The organism is Cellvibrio sp. KY-GH-1 (genome assembly GCF_008806975.1).
Classification (GTDB): Bacteria; Pseudomonadota; Gammaproteobacteria; order Pseudomonadales; family Cellvibrionaceae; genus Cellvibrio.
The window spans coordinates 3,846,343-3,861,504 of record NZ_CP031728.1 but is presented as its reverse complement, the minus strand read 5'-3'; the positions used below and the strand labels follow the sequence as shown (position 1 = coordinate 3,861,504).

At 49.3% G+C, this 15,162-nt stretch carries 20 protein-coding genes; 12 read left to right on the top strand and 8 right to left on the bottom strand.

What is annotated here, in order from left to right:
• Nucleotides 1–35: 35 nt before the first annotated feature.
• From D0C16_RS16335 to D0C16_RS16285, 11 genes are all read left to right on the top strand, one after another.
• Nucleotides 36–602 (top strand): CBS domain-containing protein, encoded by a 567-nt coding sequence (locus tag D0C16_RS16335; RefSeq protein WP_151033337.1) that lies wholly within the window; start codon nt 36–38, stop codon nt 600–602.
• 262 nt (nt 603–864) lie between these two features.
• Nucleotides 865–1,749 carry a lysophospholipid acyltransferase family protein gene (locus D0C16_RS16330; protein WP_151033336.1) on the top strand — a complete coding sequence of 295 codons (885 nt, stop codon included), beginning with the start codon at nt 865–867 and terminating at the stop codon, nt 1,747–1,749.
• Between the two features lie 110 nt (nt 1,750–1,859).
• Nucleotides 1,860–2,669, top strand: coding sequence for a RimK/LysX family protein (locus tag D0C16_RS16325; protein WP_151033335.1), 810 nt, complete (start codon nt 1,860–1,862; stop codon nt 2,667–2,669).
• An 80-nt stretch (nt 2,670–2,749) separates the two neighbouring features.
• On the top strand, nt 2,750–4,297 hold the full coding sequence (locus D0C16_RS16320; protein ID WP_151033334.1) for an inactive transglutaminase family protein: 1,548 nt from the start codon (nt 2,750–2,752) through the stop codon (nt 4,295–4,297).
• Nucleotides 4,294–5,331: an alpha-L-glutamate ligase-like protein gene (locus D0C16_RS16315; RefSeq protein WP_151033333.1), complete on the top strand. Its 1,038-nt coding sequence runs from the start codon at nt 4,294–4,296 to the stop codon at nt 5,329–5,331. Before D0C16_RS16320 ends, D0C16_RS16315 begins: the two co-directional genes overlap by 4 nt.
• Nucleotides 5,332–5,991: 660 nt before the next feature.
• Entirely contained in the window at nt 5,992–7,332 is a 1,341-nt protein-coding gene (locus D0C16_RS16310) for a glycosyltransferase family 4 protein (protein WP_151033332.1), read from the top strand.
• Complete coding sequence (locus D0C16_RS16305; RefSeq protein WP_151033331.1) at nt 7,326–8,036, top strand: class I SAM-dependent methyltransferase; 711 nt, start codon at nt 7,326–7,328, stop codon at nt 8,034–8,036. Before D0C16_RS16310 ends, D0C16_RS16305 begins: the two co-directional genes overlap by 7 nt.
• Nucleotides 8,036–9,106, top strand: coding sequence for a prenyltransferase (locus tag D0C16_RS16300; RefSeq protein ID WP_151033330.1), 1,071 nt, complete (start codon nt 8,036–8,038; stop codon nt 9,104–9,106). Before D0C16_RS16305 ends, D0C16_RS16300 begins: the two co-directional genes overlap by 1 nt.
• Nucleotides 9,107–9,110: 4 nt before the next feature.
• Entirely contained in the window at nt 9,111–9,836 is a 726-nt protein-coding gene (locus tag D0C16_RS16295) for a 16S rRNA (uracil(1498)-N(3))-methyltransferase (RefSeq protein WP_151033329.1), read from the top strand.
• Between the two features lie 72 nt (nt 9,837–9,908).
• Nucleotides 9,909–10,199, top strand: a complete 291-nt coding sequence (locus tag D0C16_RS16290; RefSeq protein ID WP_151033328.1) for a peptidylprolyl isomerase — start codon at nt 9,909–9,911, stop codon at nt 10,197–10,199.
• A gap of 39 nt (nt 10,200–10,238) precedes the next feature.
• A complete protein-coding gene (locus D0C16_RS16285; protein WP_151033327.1) occupies nt 10,239–10,706 on the top strand; it encodes a tRNA-uridine aminocarboxypropyltransferase in 468 nt (155 codons plus the stop codon).
• 63 nt (nt 10,707–10,769) lie between these two features.
• Here the strand turns inward: D0C16_RS16285 and D0C16_RS24495 are convergent, their stop codons facing one another.
• The gene (locus tag D0C16_RS24495; protein ID WP_225318722.1) at nt 10,770–10,997 is read right to left on the bottom strand and encodes an alpha/beta fold hydrolase; all 228 of its coding nucleotides are present in this window, start codon (nt 10,995–10,997) and stop codon (nt 10,770–10,772) included.
• A complete protein-coding gene (locus D0C16_RS16280) occupies nt 10,994–11,551 on the bottom strand; it encodes an alpha/beta fold hydrolase (protein WP_225318721.1) in 558 nt (185 codons plus the stop codon). The genes D0C16_RS24495 and D0C16_RS16280 overlap by 4 nt, the downstream gene beginning before the upstream one ends.
• Nucleotides 11,552–11,666: 115 nt before the next feature.
• Here D0C16_RS16280 and D0C16_RS16275 point away from each other — a divergent pair, with 115 nt between their 5' ends.
• Nucleotides 11,667–11,921: an RsmE family RNA methyltransferase gene (locus D0C16_RS16275; RefSeq protein ID WP_225319051.1), complete on the top strand. Its 255-nt coding sequence runs from the start codon at nt 11,667–11,669 to the stop codon at nt 11,919–11,921.
• Nucleotides 11,922–11,928: 7 nt separating this feature from the next.
• Here D0C16_RS16275 and D0C16_RS16270 read toward each other — a convergent pair whose 3' ends face one another.
• From D0C16_RS16270 to D0C16_RS16245, 6 genes are all read right to left on the bottom strand, one after another.
• Complete coding sequence (locus tag D0C16_RS16270; protein WP_191968516.1) at nt 11,929–12,324, bottom strand: hypothetical protein; 396 nt, start codon at nt 12,322–12,324, stop codon at nt 11,929–11,931.
• A gap of 57 nt (nt 12,325–12,381) precedes the next feature.
• A complete protein-coding gene (locus tag D0C16_RS16265; RefSeq protein ID WP_151033324.1) occupies nt 12,382–13,515 on the bottom strand; it encodes an SIR2 family protein in 1,134 nt (377 codons plus the stop codon).
• Between the two features lie 18 nt (nt 13,516–13,533).
• Nucleotides 13,534–13,935, bottom strand: coding sequence for a PIN domain-containing protein (locus D0C16_RS16260; RefSeq protein ID WP_151033323.1), 402 nt, complete (start codon nt 13,933–13,935; stop codon nt 13,534–13,536).
• Nucleotides 13,925–14,152, bottom strand: a complete 228-nt coding sequence (locus D0C16_RS16255; protein ID WP_151033322.1) for an AbrB/MazE/SpoVT family DNA-binding domain-containing protein — start codon at nt 14,150–14,152, stop codon at nt 13,925–13,927. The genes D0C16_RS16260 and D0C16_RS16255 overlap by 11 nt, the downstream gene beginning before the upstream one ends.
• Nucleotides 14,153–14,278: 126 nt before the next feature.
• A complete protein-coding gene (locus D0C16_RS16250; protein WP_151033321.1) occupies nt 14,279–14,617 on the bottom strand; it encodes an FKBP-type peptidyl-prolyl cis-trans isomerase in 339 nt (112 codons plus the stop codon).
• A 30-nt stretch (nt 14,618–14,647) separates the two neighbouring features.
• The gene (locus D0C16_RS16245) at nt 14,648–15,130 is read right to left on the bottom strand and encodes a chemotaxis protein CheW (RefSeq protein ID WP_151033320.1); all 483 of its coding nucleotides are present in this window, start codon (nt 15,128–15,130) and stop codon (nt 14,648–14,650) included.
• Between the last annotated feature and the right edge of the window lie 32 nt (nt 15,131–15,162).

Genomic DNA, 15,162 nt, shown 5'->3' with positions numbered 1-15,162 from the left:
CCCCCTTGATGTGATTAATTTTTACGGGGCTTGTTATGAAGAATTTGAATGTGTTTGCGTTGGCTGCTAACGACCACCTGGTACAACCAGAAGAATTTGAAGATATTCAGGGCAGCACTTCTGCCTTGGCCATACTCACGGATTTCCGCAGCCATAAACCCCACATGGTGGATAGCCATCTTGAAGCGTCAGAAGCAATCGAAGTGATGCACGCTGAAGATGTGGAAATCAAACTGGTGGTAGATGACAAAAAAGAATTTGTCGGTGTTATTAGCCTGGACGATCTGGCCGAGCACAATATGCTGCTCAAGCAAATGGCCCTGCACATCAAACGCGATGAATTATTGGTGCGCGATTTAATGCACAGCCGCAGCCAAATTAGCGCAGTGGATTACGAACAATTTAAGCGCGCAACCGTTGCCGATGTGGTATCCACCTTGAAGAAAAACCATCAGGAATATTTGTTGGTAGTAGATCAGGATGCCCACCATATTCGCGGAATAGTGTCATCGCGCGATATTTCCCGCCGGTTGCATACACCGGTGAAAATTGAAAAAGAATTAACCTTTGCCGATATCTTTTCGGCAGTCAAAGTTCACTAGTTCACGCTCCAATGGTTTACAACCAGCTTGAAAGCAGGCTTACTCCTGAGCCTGCTTTCTTTTTTTGGCGGTTGTGCTTGCTCGATGGCGGTTGCGCTTTTAGGTCAACGTGCAACTAATCGCTATTTCCCTCAGATATTAATTCTTCAGCGCCATTTATAACCAACCTGTTTGAGTTGAATTCTAATCGCCGCAACAGGCGTTCAGTTGGCAGGCAATTTCCGGTAAGCTGCGCGCACTTTCTGCTTTGAGTCGCCCGTTCATGAAAAACCACTTGGCCCCTTTGCTGGTAAAAGCCATGGCGCATCTGCCACTCGGCCTGTTGCGCAGTATCGGCAATGCCATTGGCAGTGTCGTTTGGTGGATGAATGGGCGCTCGGCCAAGGTGACCCGCACTAACATTGCCCTGTGTTTCCCCGAGTTGAATCCCGCTGAACAAATCGCCTTGAGCAAACAAAGCCTGCAAGATACCGCGAAGACGGCCATGGAAGCGGGCGCCGTTTGGCGCAATTCCTGGGCCTGGCTGGACAGTAAGATAATTGCGAAAGAGGGCGATGAACTGCTCCGCGCCAAACTCGCGGACGGTAAAGGCGTATTGGTATTGGCCCCGCACCACGGCAATTGGGAAGTGGTCGCACCCTACCTGGCCAGCGTGGCGAACCTCACGGCGATGTACCAGCCATTGGAAAATCCCAAAATGGACGAGCTGGTGTTGGCGGGGCGCAGCAAGTTGAATATCACCATGGCGCCTACTAATCGCAAAGGCGTAATGATGCTGTTAAAAGCCCTGCAGGGCGGCACTATTGTGGGCATCCTGCCCGACCAGGTGCCGGCGAAAGATGCAGGCGGTGAAGTGGCGCCCTTTATGGGCCAGCCGGCGCTGACCATGACTCTGGTACAGGGGTTGATCCAGCGTACCGGCTGCGCGGTCTGCTCCTGCTATGCCGAACGGGTTCCCGGTGGGTTCAAAATGGTAGTGATGGAGGCAGATGCCGCCATTTATAGCGAAGATCAACACACCTCGGTATCAGGATTGAATGCCAGTGTGGAAGCCTGTGTACGCCGTGCCCCGGCGCAGTACCAGTGGGAATACAAACGCTTCCGCCGCTTGCCAGCGGAGTATCCCCGGGTTTATCAGGCCAAATAAAACCGGACTTATCGCGGCTGGCGGGTGTGTTTAGCCATTACCAGCGGCTACAATTAGTCCACTTAACTTTTTATAACCATTTCACCCCTGTGATAGCCCCGGTTGTTGTGATGAAAAATACCTCTGCAAATCGCGTTCTGTATAAATTGAGCTTGATGGCGCTAGCCGTGACCGCGCTCAGTGCCTGTACCAACCAACCTAAAGTTAACCAGCAAACTCAAACCGAGTTGGCCGGTGCCCAACAGTGCATTGCCCAGCATCAAGCCCATGCCGAGCAAGTCACCCAGCAGCAGGGGCAAATTTTGACCCAGTTGCAGCAGATGCAAACCCAGCTGGCGGCCCAGCAAAAAGCCCTGGATTCTCGCCCGCAGGTAGTTGAGCGCCCGGCACCAAAAGTAGATTGCCCGGCACCCGTGGCGGAAGCCGCCAAAAAAGGTGGCCCGCGCGAACAATTGCAAACCGATAAGCAAATCGTTGGTTTGCGTGAGCAGGCACTTATCGGCGGTTTGAATGTGGTGATGAATGCCCGTATCAGCACCAACGTGGCCAACTCGGTGATCGATGCGCGCAATATCCAGATGTTTGAGCGCAACGGCGAAGAGTGGGTGCGCTTTACCATCTACAACCCGGACACCAAAGAACCCCACGTGCTGGAGCGCAAACGCCTGCGTTTCCAAACAGTGCAAAGTGCTAACCCTACGCCAGATCGCCGCCCGGTGGTGGAAATCCGCTTTACCATCGGCAAGCTGAGTCAAAAGGGTGAATTTATTCTGGCCGATCGCAGCAGCTCTGAGTACCCCATACTGATCGGCCGCAACCTGCTGCGCGATGTGATGTTGGTAGATGTAAGCGGCAACAATCTCGCTCCACTCCAACGCAATGACGCTGCCGCAAAAAACGATACCACCGCGAAAAACTGAGTGCGCATCACTGAGTTGATATCCAATAAGTTTGCTTAAACAGGCTGGCCCCAGTGCCAGCCGCCCCAGGACGAATTCCCATGAAGAAACCTTCCCGCGCTCCCTTTTACACTGTCATTGGCATATTGGCCCTGTTTGGTTTGATCACTGCCTGGATGCGTCATGTGCAGATGGAGATTCCTTTTACCCCCGGTGTGCAAAAGCCGGTCTGGCTGATTGAAGCGCGCATCGACTTTGATGCGACCGGCGAGCCGGTCACCGCGCGTTTGGGCCTGCCCGACAATCCGCCTGGTTTCCGCAGCTTTAGTGAGCAAGCCGCGGCGCCCGGTTACGGCTATTCAGTAGTGACTGAAAATGCGGTGCGTCGTGGCGAATGGTCCAAGCGCGATGCCCAGGGCCCGCAAACCATTTATTACAAAACCCAGTTTATTGACGTACAGGATGAAGCAGCGCTAGCGACCCAGCTGGAACAACCGCAAGTGGCGCATGTGGATTGGGATGGCCCTTCACAGGAAACGGCGGCCCAGCAGGTATTGGACACCGCCTTGGCCAGATCCAGCAATCCGCAAAGCCTGACGCGCGAACTGATCAAACAGTTCAGCAATGACAACCTGGACCAAAACGCGGCGCTGTTGTTATCCGCGCAGACTGATCGTTCAGCATTGATTGAAAAACTGGTCAACCAGGCGGGAATCCCCGCGCGCCCCGCGCTGGGTCTGTATCTGGAAGATGCCCGTCGCCACCAGAGCCTTTCCCGGTTAGTGCAGGTTTACGATGGTAAAAACTGGGTATTGTTTAATCCCTCTACCGGTGAACAGGGTGTGCCGGAAAATCTGCTGCTTTGGCATACCGGCGGCGAGTCAATTCTGGATGTGGCGGGCGGCAATCGTTCACGCGTGAGCTTCTCGATGATCCACCAAACAGTGCCGGCGCTGGACCTGATCAAGGCCCAGTTCAAAGAGAGCGCCTTCAGCGTGTTGAGCATCCAGCATCTGCCGATTGAAGAGCAGAGCATGTTTAAACTGCTGCTGCTGTTGCCAATGGGCGCGCTGGTGGTGGTGTTTATGCGCATCATTATTGGCCTGAAAACCTCGGGCACCTTTATGCCCATTTTGATCGCCATGGCCTTTTTGCAAACTTCGCTGGTCCTGGGGGTGGTGAGTTTCGTGACGGTAGTGGCGATGGGCCTGGTGCTACGCACCTACTTATCGCGGCTGAACCTGTTGTTGATATCGCGGATCGCGACGCTCGTAGTCTTGGTGATTTTTATCATCTCCGCGCTTAGCCTGATCGGCTACCAGATGGGCTTTAATACCGGCATGACCATCACTTTCTTCCCCATGATCATCATCGCCTGGACCATCGAGCGTATGTCTATCCTGTGGGAAGAAGAAGGCCCCAAAGAGGTGATGGTGCAAGGCGGTGGCAGCTTGCTGGTAGCGGTGCTGGCCTATGCCTTGATGCAGTTGCCGTTGGTGGGGCACCTGACATTTAACTTCCCCGAATTGAATTTGGTAGCACTGGCCTTGATTATGTTGATGGGTCAATACACTGGCTACAAACTGTCGGAACTGCGCCGCTTCCGCGCCATGGTGGACAATGTTGAAAAAAAAGGGGCTGAGTCATGAGTGAGGCATCAACCTCGTCTGCACCTGCCAGCCCGGCAAGCAAACCCGCGGCACCATCGGGCATCAAGCGCTGGTGGAATTCCTGGGTTAGTCCCTGGCGTCTCAAAAGCTTGGGCATATTGGGAATGAACTGTCGCAACCACGACTTTATCGCCGCCTACAACCCGCGCAGCCTGTTTCCGTTGGTGGATAACAAGCTCAAAACCAAGTTGCTGGCAGAAGAATACGAGGTAGCTACGCCCAAGTTATTCTTTGTGGTGAATGTTCAGCACGAAATCGCCCACATCGAAGACAAGTTAATGGCACTGGAAGCCTTTGCCATCAAGCCCGCTAAAGGGTCAGGTGGAAAGGGGATTTTGGTGATTATCGGCCGCAAGGGCGACAAATTCATTAAGTCTTCGGGGGTTGAAATTACCATCGAGGATATCAAGCGCCATATGACCAACGCCCTGGCGGGCCTCTATTCGCTGGGTGGCAAGCCGGATGTGGTAATTGTGGAAGACCTTATCCAGTTCGACGACTACTTCAAGGATTATTCCTACGAAGGTGTTCCGGATATCCGCATCATCATTTTCAAAGGCTATCCGGTGATGGCGATGTTGCGCCTCGCCACCCACAAGTCCGATGGTAAAGCCAACCTGCACCAGGGCGCTGTGGGGGTGGGGTTGGATATCGCTACGGGCCGCGCACTCAATGCGGTGCAGCACTCCAAACCTGTGACGCATCACCCGGATACCAAGCGCGAGCTGAAGGAAATCCAGATTGCCGATTGGCGCAGTTGGCTACTGCTCGCTTCCAAGTGCTACGAAATGACCGGCCTGGGTTATATAGGTACCGATTTGGTACTGGATAAAACCCGCGGTGCGCAACTCTTGGAGCTGAATGCTCGCCCGGGTCTGGCGATTCAAGTTGCCAATGGCCGTGGCTTGCTGCCGCGCCTGCGCCACATTGAATCCCTGAAAGAACGTATGCACCGCACCGCTGAGCAGCGGGTGGACTATGTAATGAAAACCTTTAACGCGGATGGTTTGTAACCATTAAAGCTTTTTAATCATTCAATCTAATCGGAGTAAAACTATGTCGACCTCAGCTATTGTTGGACCAGGTTTGTTGATGGGCGTGTTTGCCCTTACCATCGTTATTGGCTTTGTTCTGTCCATCGTTGAAAACCGTTTGGCAGCTAGCCGCGCGCACTAAGTTGTCGCTAGCGACAACAGTGAAATGCGATGCGAAAAACCGGGCTTAAAGCCCGGTTTTTTTTGCCATTCACTCCCAAATAGCTACTCAGCGATCTATTTGCGCCAGATCAAACTGCGCAAAAAATAGCTTGATTGAAATCAAAAACTGCCGGCCGGCAATCGCGCAATCTATCCACGTGGCACTGACAACCAGTGCAGTAATCGGGATGGAGAAGTCATCATGTTAGTATCAGGCATCATCGGCGCTGGATCATTGGTCGCAGTATTGGTTCTATTGTTCGTTGGCGGCATGGCTTTGGCAGTGGTCGATAAAAAAGTCGATGTGCATCGCCAACACTAGTTTTTTCGCAGTCTCTTGTTACAAGAATTCACCGTTCACTCATCCACGGTGCGCCGGTTTCCAGGACGATAAAGCCGGCGCGCCGTATCTTCAACGATGGAGCCAGTTACCTGCTGCGCCTATAATGCGCGAACTTCACCAGGTAAGCTTGCTCAATGTCCTATTTGCCCCGGGCTCTAGAGGCCCATGAAAATTCCGCCAGTGTTGATTCCTTTGCCAAGGGCACTTGCGCCACGCCGGTTCAGGGCCGTTTGCGCATTGCGCTGCTCGGGTATCGCAGTCACCCGCATGTTGGCGGGCAGGGGATTTATTTGCATTACCTGAGCAAGGCGCTGGTGGAATTGGGTCATGAGGTAGATGTCATTTCCGGCCCGCCTTATCCAGAATTGGATGCGCGCGTTACGCTTATCAAAATTCCCAGTCTGGATTTATACGCGCACCCCAACCCCACCCGCGCGTTGCGGCTACAACATTTATTATCCTTCACGGATTTTTATGAATGGTGGAGTAAATTAAGTGGTGCATTTGGTGAGCCTTATTGTTTTGGTCGCCGGTTAGTAAAACATTTCAAAAACCATTCATCCCGGTACGATATTGTCCACGACAATCAAAGCTTGGGCTATGGCCTTCTTACTTTGCAAAAGCGCGGCGTGAAAGTTGTCGCGACTGTGCATCACCCCATCACGCGCGATCGCGATCTCGCGTTGGCTGCTGCAACGGATAAAGGCCAGCGCTGGTTAATTAATCGCTGGTACAGCTTTTTATCCATGCAGAAAAAAGTAGTGCAAAAGTTGCAGCACGTGATTACGGTCTCGGCACAATCGCAGCGCGATATCGAGCAGGCCTTTGCGCGGCCAGCCGAAAAAATTCACGTAATTCCCAATGGTGTGGACACCAACATCTTTAAACCCCTGGCAGAAATTTCACGGTGCGAATTTGCGTTAATTACTACTGCCTCTTCCGATCAACCGTTAAAAGGCCTCAGCATTTTATTGCGCGCCCTGGCGCAGCTGCGCGGTGAATTTCCGCAGTTGCAACTCACGGTGATTGGCAAATTAAAAGAAGATGGCGATACCCAAAAGGAACTAGCCGCGTTGCAATTACTGGATGTGGTGCAATTCAAATTCGGCATTAGCAATCAGGAGTTGGTTGAAGAATACGCGCGCGCCGCGATTGCCATAGTACCTTCGCTCTACGAAGGTTTCGGCTTACCCGCCGCCGAAGCCATGGCCTGTGGTGTGCCCTTGGTTTGCAGTGACGGTGGCGCCTTGCCGGAAGTCGTGGGCGAGGGCGCGCGCTTGGTAACGGCGGGCAGTGTTGAATCCTTAACGGATGCGTTAGGTGACTTAATCCGGAATCCGGTATTGCGTTCGCAATTGGGCGAACGCGGCCGCGAACACATCTTGCAACAATTAAGTTGGGATTGTGTCGGCAAAAAAATGCAGGCGTATTATTTCGAACTGCTCAACCAACAGGGCAGTCGCGAATCATGTTGACGATTAATTTCACCGACTTTCCGCTTGCGGCGGGCGATCGAGTGTTGGATCTGGGCTGCGGCGAAGGTCGCCATGTCATCAATGTGTATTTGCACGCGGATGTAACCGCGATAGGTGTAGATTTAAGCCACCGCGATTTACTGACCAGTCGCGAACGATTTTTGCCGTTCCAGCAAGAATCGACCAATAAACAACTTTATTTGCAGCAGGCCGACGCAACTCGCTTGCCGTTTTCAGATAACAGTTTTGATAAAATTATTTGCAGTGAAGTGCTGGAACATATCCCGGACTATCAAGGCGTGTTGACCGAGATAGCGCGTATTTTAAAACCCGGTGGTGTGCTTGCGATTACGGTACCGCGCGCCTGGCCGGAAAAAATTTGCTGGTGGCTGAGCGAGGAATATCATCTGGTGGAAGGTGGGCATATCCGCATTTTTAATGGAAAAGAGTTGCGCAGGGAAATAGAGCAGCACCCATTTTCATTTTATAAGCGCCATTGGGCGCACGCCCTTCATTCGCCATTTTGGTGGATGAAATGCCTCTGGTGGAAAACCCGGGACTCCAATCCATTGATCAAACTTTATCATCGTCTATTGGTATGGGATTTAATGGAAAAGCCGTGGCTCACGCAAACTCTGGAAAAATTATTGAATCCAATAATGGGAAAAAGTGTGGTGATGTATTTCAGGAAAGAAAACTTATAATGAAAAATCTATTGTTCTCCAAAGGCTTTTTCCCCGAGTCGCTACTGCGTCCAACGGTTAACTATATTTTGCAAACCCAATTACCCAATGGCTGTATACCCTGGTTTACCGGTGGCAAAGCGGACCCTTGGGATCATATTGAAGCGGCAATGGGCTTAACCATTGGCGGTGAATATGCGGCAGCCCAGCGTGCCTACGAATGGTTGGTACAAGAACAATTAAGCGATGGCAGTTGGTGGGCGAACTATCTGGATGATCAACCGGTTGATAAAAACCATCGCGAAACCAATTTTATTGCCTATATTGCTACCGGCATTTGGCATTATTTTTTAGTGACAGACGATGAAAGTTTTTTGCATCGCTTTTTCCCCGCTGTAAAAAAAGCCATCAATTTTGTGTTGCACTACCAATCACCTACCGGTGAAATCTATTGGGCAGTCGCTGAAGATGGCAGCGCAAAAAAAGATGCCTTGGTAACGGCATCCAGCTCGATCTATAAAAGCCTGGAATGTGCGATTTTATGCGCGGAGCAATTAGGCTTGAGCGCAAGCCACTGGCGCAGTGCGCACCAACAACTGGGCCATACCTTGCGCAATCACCCGGAATATTTTGATCGCACCTGGGAACCCAAAACCCGTTTTTCCATGGATTGGTTTTATCCCATTCTCACTGGCGTAGTGGAAGGTAAAGCCGCACAGCAGCGCATCGAAACCAAATGGCACACCTTTGTAGAAACCAACGTGGGTTGCCGCTGCGTCAGCGATGAGCCCTGGGTAACAGTGGCGGAATCCTGTGAACTGACGCTTGCGCTGCTCGCGGCGGGCGAACACGCCAAAGCGGTAAATTTATTTAGCTGGCTGCACCAATTTATGGATGTGGATGGCGGCTACTGGACCGGATTTAATTTTCGCGACCAGGTAATTTGGCCGCGCGAAAAAACCACCTGGACGACCGGCGCAATTCTATTAGCGGCCGACGCCCTTACCGAACACACAGGTGCGGCGCGTTTATTTATTTCATCGTCGCTGCCGTACAACAATACCGACGCACAACTTCACAGCGAACACTAATAGCATGCGCATCCCAAGAATTTTTACCGAGCAAACTTTAGTAACCGGCGAACTGATGCAACTGGAAGAATCGGCATCACATCACTTAAGCAAAGTGTTACGTATGCAGGCCGGGCGCGAATTAATTTTGTTTAATGGTACGGGCGGTGAATTTGCCGCGACCATTCAGGAAGTGAGCAAGAAGCATGTCGCTGTTACCGTCGCTGAGCACACAGCAGACAATCGCGAATCGCCCCTGCAACTGGAATTGGCCATCGGTATCTCCCGCGGTGAACGTTTCGAATGGGTATTACAAAAAGCCACCGAACTCGGCGTCACCAAAATTACGCCGTTAGTCACCGAGCGCACCGAAGTAAAAGTAGGCGGTGAGCGCCAGGAAAAACTAATTGATCGCTGGCAACACATCATTATCAGCGCCTGCGAACAATGCCAACGCAATTTACTACCGGAACTATCCGCACCTGTTCAGATTTCAGATTGGTTAAACACGGTGGATTCCGACTTGCGTTTTGTTCTTCATCACCGCGACAGCAAAACCCTCCCCGCTGAACAAACACCGCAAAGCGTCAGCTTATTAATCGGCCCCGAAGGTGGATTAAGCGAAAGTGAAATCGCCCACGCGCAAGCGAAAAACTTCAACGCGCTCACGTTAGGCCCACGAGTATTAAGAACAGAAACTGCACCGGTCGCGGCGATTAGTCTGGTGCAGTATTTGTGGGGGGATTTTTAGCAGGTTATGAATGAGATATTCAGAAACCTGGGCGCGTAATCTGCCCTTAATTAGAAAACAAGAGTCCAGACTATGAATTCAAAAAGACAATCGGCATCAGCGCGACATATTTTGGTAAAAACGAAAGAGGAAGCGGAGAAGATCAAACAGCTTATTGCTAAGGGTGCCGACTTTGGTGCTATGGCAAAAAAATATTCGAGCTGTAGCTCAGCTAAAAAAGGCGGCAATCTGGGAGAGTTTAGCCTGGGCCAAATGGTAAAAGCATTTGATAACGTGGTCTTTAAGTTGCCTACCAATGTAGTTCATGGCCCCATCAAAACGCAATTTGGCTTTCATTTGATTGAAACAATCTACCGCAGCTAAACGTGCGTTTTATTTGGGTGAATGCTAAATACATTTCCAATGAAGATATTTCTACTCACCCATGAGCGCGAACTCCTGCGCGCATCCAATACGGGCGCATTGGCAGCGAGTCTTGCACCGGAAATAGTAGAGCGAATTATTTGGGCGAGAAACTCACCTGATCCGGCTTTGCTGGATGCAATCCATAGTGAAAATACGGTCTTGCTTTATCCCGCCGACGACGCTGCTGAACCGATAGAATCCTTTGAAAATATCATTTTGTTAGACGCCACTTGGCAAGAGGCACGCAAAATGTTTAACAAAAGCCCCTATTTAAAAAACTTACCTAAAGCCCAGTTTAAAACCCGGACGATTTCCCGGTATAAACTAAGGCGCAATCAGCCGGACGGAGGTTTGTGTACCGCTGAGTGTGTAATAGAAATACTCAAATCAAAAAATCACACGAACGCTGCGCAGCGGTTAGAGGCAGAATTCGCAATTTTCAATTCAAAAATAACTCACACCTAAACGTAGGTTGGGGTGAGGAACGAACCCCAACATGACCATCCATCCGATTATATAAATGCTAAATCAGGCAATTTGATTCCTCTTCAAAAACCCAAGCGCTCTTTCAGCAAACCCAATGGCAGGCTCAAAAATAACAGCGTGATCACCGCCGGGGATTAGCCACAATTCGGAATTGGGAATGGCGCGATACATAGCCTGCGGAATATCAACAGGGAAGAAACGGTCATTATCGCCATGGACAATCAACGTACGGGCGCGAATGCGCGCCAAATCCTGCTCGGTAAAATTCATATCCTCGTTGTTGTCGGCCAGGCGTTGAATTGGGCAATGAGTTGTTGAATCTGCTCATCGCCGCGTGTTGCACAGGCGCGATACATTTCTTGCACCGCACGCGGCATAGTCGCCAAGGAAGCGTTGCGCATAATGGCGCGGGCTTGCGCGGGGAAATGCGTTGTTGCGCTGATTAACACCATCGCCTCAATCCGCTCGGGCTGGCTGGTCGCCATATGCAGCAGCGTCATACCACCACTGCTCATTCCCATTGCAGAAAAAGAATGTATTTCCAAGTGATGCAACAATTGAAAAACATCCTGCGCGGCAGCTTTGTGCGTAAACAAATTATCGGGATTAGTGGAATAACCATGCCCGCGTAAATCCACCAGAATTAACCGATAGTGTTGCGCCAACGCATCAACAAACGGATACCAATTCTGCGTACAACCCCCAAACCCATGCAAAAGTATCAGCGGCTTACCATCCCCGAATTCTTCGTAGTGGATATCGATATTACCTAGGTTGACTCGCTTTCCTTGCACGGAGTTTTTGTTGGGGGCGTAAGTAGTCATAATTATGCCTGAAGTAATATAATAAACATTCGAAACGATAAGAGATATTAGCGCAAGTAAGGAATAGGGTAATAGAATCTTCTGGTAATCATTGCAGATAACTGATTATCTAAAAGTGAATTCCAGCCTGCGTTTTGTCCTGCATCACCGCAACAGTAAATTCCTTCCCACTGAACAAACACCACAAAGTGTCAGCTTGTTAATTGGCCCCGGAGGGGGTCTAAGTGAAAACGAAATTGCCCAAGCCCAAGCAATAAATTTCAATGCGTTAACGCTTGAGCCAAGAGTATTAAGAACAGAAACTGCACCGGTTGTGGCGATTAGTCTGGCGCAGTATTTGTGTGGAGTATTTTTAAGTTCATTTGTTTGAAGCGCTGTCATTCAATACTATTGAGCAATTCTTTAAACCATGGTTCATTGCGAATGTTGTCTAGATCTCTATCCTGCATAAGAAAATTTTTGTCAGGAAGAGTATTAGATTGTTTGCAATGCAATAATTTTTCTCTGCAGTTATCATTTTCATCAAGAATTGAGTATAAGCATGCTTGATTATAAACTTTATCGGGATCTAATTTTTCTGCTGTGCCAAGAACAGTCTTTGCTTGATCTAAGTATTCATGGTTTTTTGTTAGTTGAAAGATGCCTAGTAGTGCACTGCCCCAATTATTAAAGGCTGAATGTTTATCTGGTTTAATGGATATGGACTTTTGGTATTTATCAAAGCTTTGCAAGAAGAAATTTTCATCCAATTTTATTCTTGCAAGAGCTAGCAAAGCATTTCCCCAATTATTGAATGCTTCGTGTAAGTCAGGCTTTATCGTAGTGGCGTGCTAAAATTGTTCAAAACTTTTCTTTAACAAACTTTCATCTTTGTTTGCTTTTCCAGATTTTACAAGTTGACCAGCATACATCGTATGAGCCCAAGCAAGGGCGTCTTGATGATCAGGATTTTTGCGATCACTTAGAGAAATTACTGCATCCCAATCACCTTTCATCATCAGTTCGGGAATTTTTCGATTTACATTATATCTCTGTTGAGATTTTGCAAGCTCTTTTTTTAGATGTGTTAATAGGTCTACAGAACCTAGTTTTTCAAATGGAAACTCTGTGACAGGTTCAAGGTCTTTTAGCAAATGCCCATAGGGATCACTAAATAGAGCTGGTGGAAAGCAATTCAGTTCTTTGGCTAATTCGATCAAGAATTCATCTGCATCACATCCCCCCAGATAGTATGAAACTTTACTATTTAAATTTATGAAATTAGCAATCGATGTATCTGGAATATCTGCATAACCTGCCCACCACAATCTTTCTTTTCGTTTGTATTCTTCTGCGATGACTGGAAATACAGCGTCAGACGAACCGCTGTAGCCAATCACTAGCAAGGGGCTATCTTGAAAGGTGGCACGTATTAAAGGACGGATATTTTCGGCGTGTGCTTTAGTTTCTTCATCCGAATTAAGAAGGCTTTTTCCTGTACCTTGACCGTGTAAATGAATAATAGCTTGTTGAGCAATATAGTCTGTGTCTACAGTTGCTGCTGCGGCAAAATCATAAGTTGCTGGGTACAGTCCTAATAGGCTACATGCTCTTGCCAGAATAGAATCAAAGTTAAAGGTAATCACTCGGCTTACAAAACCTGCGTGAATTAAACTTGCGATGGCAATATGTGCCCAATTAATTTTAGGATTATCAAGATATTTTGATAACAGTTCTCGGCGCTCATTGGTGCCCAAGCAACTCATACACGCGCCGTAGTCATTCCTTTGATGTTGATCAAGTTTATCTTCAATTTCAGCGCCAAATTTTTCTTGGATTTCTTTAACCAATTCTGCGGCGAGAGGTATGTCAGAAGATTTGGAACAGCCAGCGCCAGTCAGTAGGTTAAACGGCCTTCCTGAATCTCTCTTGGTCAGCATTTGTCTTGCTAATAGTTTTATTTGGTCTTTGGTAAATTTAGCCATAGTAAATTTTAAAATCCTTTAAGTGTGGAAAGGGTTAGTTATTGCCAGTTGTTTTATCGTTTGCAAGTTTTGCATATCCCCCGATGCCAGCAAATTACATTGGCTTTCATGCGCAGCGGCAATAATCAACGAATCATAAAACCCATAACCATATTGCGCTGCAATTTCCAGCGCTGTGTTGTGGATTTCTTGTGTAAGTGGAATGACTTCGGTAAGTGTTTGGATGGCGTGGCTGAGGTCGGATATTTCTTGCCATTCGAGCTTGGCTTTTTTGCGGGCGACCTGACTGAATTCATTCAGCACTTGGGTGCTGATAACGCAACCTGATTGGAGAAGTTCGAGTGCGGTTTGTTGTTTGGGGCCTTCGTCCAAGAGGACGTACACCAGAATATTGGTGTCGAGAAAAATCCTATCTCTCATTCAATTCATCCCGATTAAATGTAAAATTTTTGGGCAAACGACCTTTGAAGCGGTTGAGGGTTTCCAGTGCTTTGCTTTTGCGATCGTCTTTGATGACTTCAAAGCCGGTGGGGGATGCCACAATTTCAACTTCATCACCGGCTTTAAGTTCGAGCGATTTGGCGACATTCGCAGGGATGCGAATGGCGAGGCTATTGCCCCATTTGGCGATTTGCATGATGGTATTACCTTGGATATACATATCTCATAATGTATATCATTGGGCAAAATTTGTGCAAGTGGCGAGAGGCAGAAATGTTGGGGTTCGCAAGCTCAGCCTACGCGGCCCGCACCAACCTACGGTTTAATCATCCCTTGTAAGCACTTCCAACAACTCAATCTCAAACACCAAATTCGAATTGGGTTTAATCAACGCGCCGATCTGGCGTTCGCCATAGGCTAAATGGGCGGGGACTTGGAGTTTGCGTTTGCCGCCGACTTGCATGCCCATCAGGCCTTGGTCCCATCCTTTAATTACACGGCCGGTGCCGATGACGCATTGGAAGGGTTTGCCTTTGCGGTGGGAGGAATCGAATTCGGTGCCGTCTTCGAGCCAGCCGGTGTAGTGGGTAGTGATAAGGGCGCCTTTGACGACGGTTTTTCCGTCGCCAAGTTGCAGGTCCTCAATGATAAGTTCGTTCATAACAGAGGGGGGAGTTCGCGCAGCGATGGTTTATTCCAGGTGCAGGTAGTCGAGGAAGGTTCGCTCCATAGCTTCGACGTCGGGGATCACCGCTTCTTCACCCGCCCAGCTGACATGCATTAGTTCGAAGGGCTTTTTATCGGCGTCTTCACGCTCGGTGATTTCTTCTTCAGTCACGCGCGCCAAACGCGGCAAGCCCTGGGTGAGAATGGCGATAAAGGGCAGAGCGTCATGCAGCCCCGTGGTGTTGATCACGGCAAAACGGGAACGGGATACAACACCCGGTTTTTCCTCGCCGTTCATCACTTCAAAGGAGAGCAATGGGATGGTTTGCTCGCGCCAGCTGCAATTGCCCAGGTACCAGGCCGGGGCGTCTTGCACGGGAATTACCTGGGACACAGGAACGATTTCGGCCACAGTTACGTTGGGTGCTAGCAGCATGCGCCCTTGCAGCGGGATTAGCAGGCTCGCCACTTCTTCGATTTTCTTTTCTATGCGTTGGGGCGCTCTCATGGTGTTTCCTGTTCTGTGACTGCAATTATTGT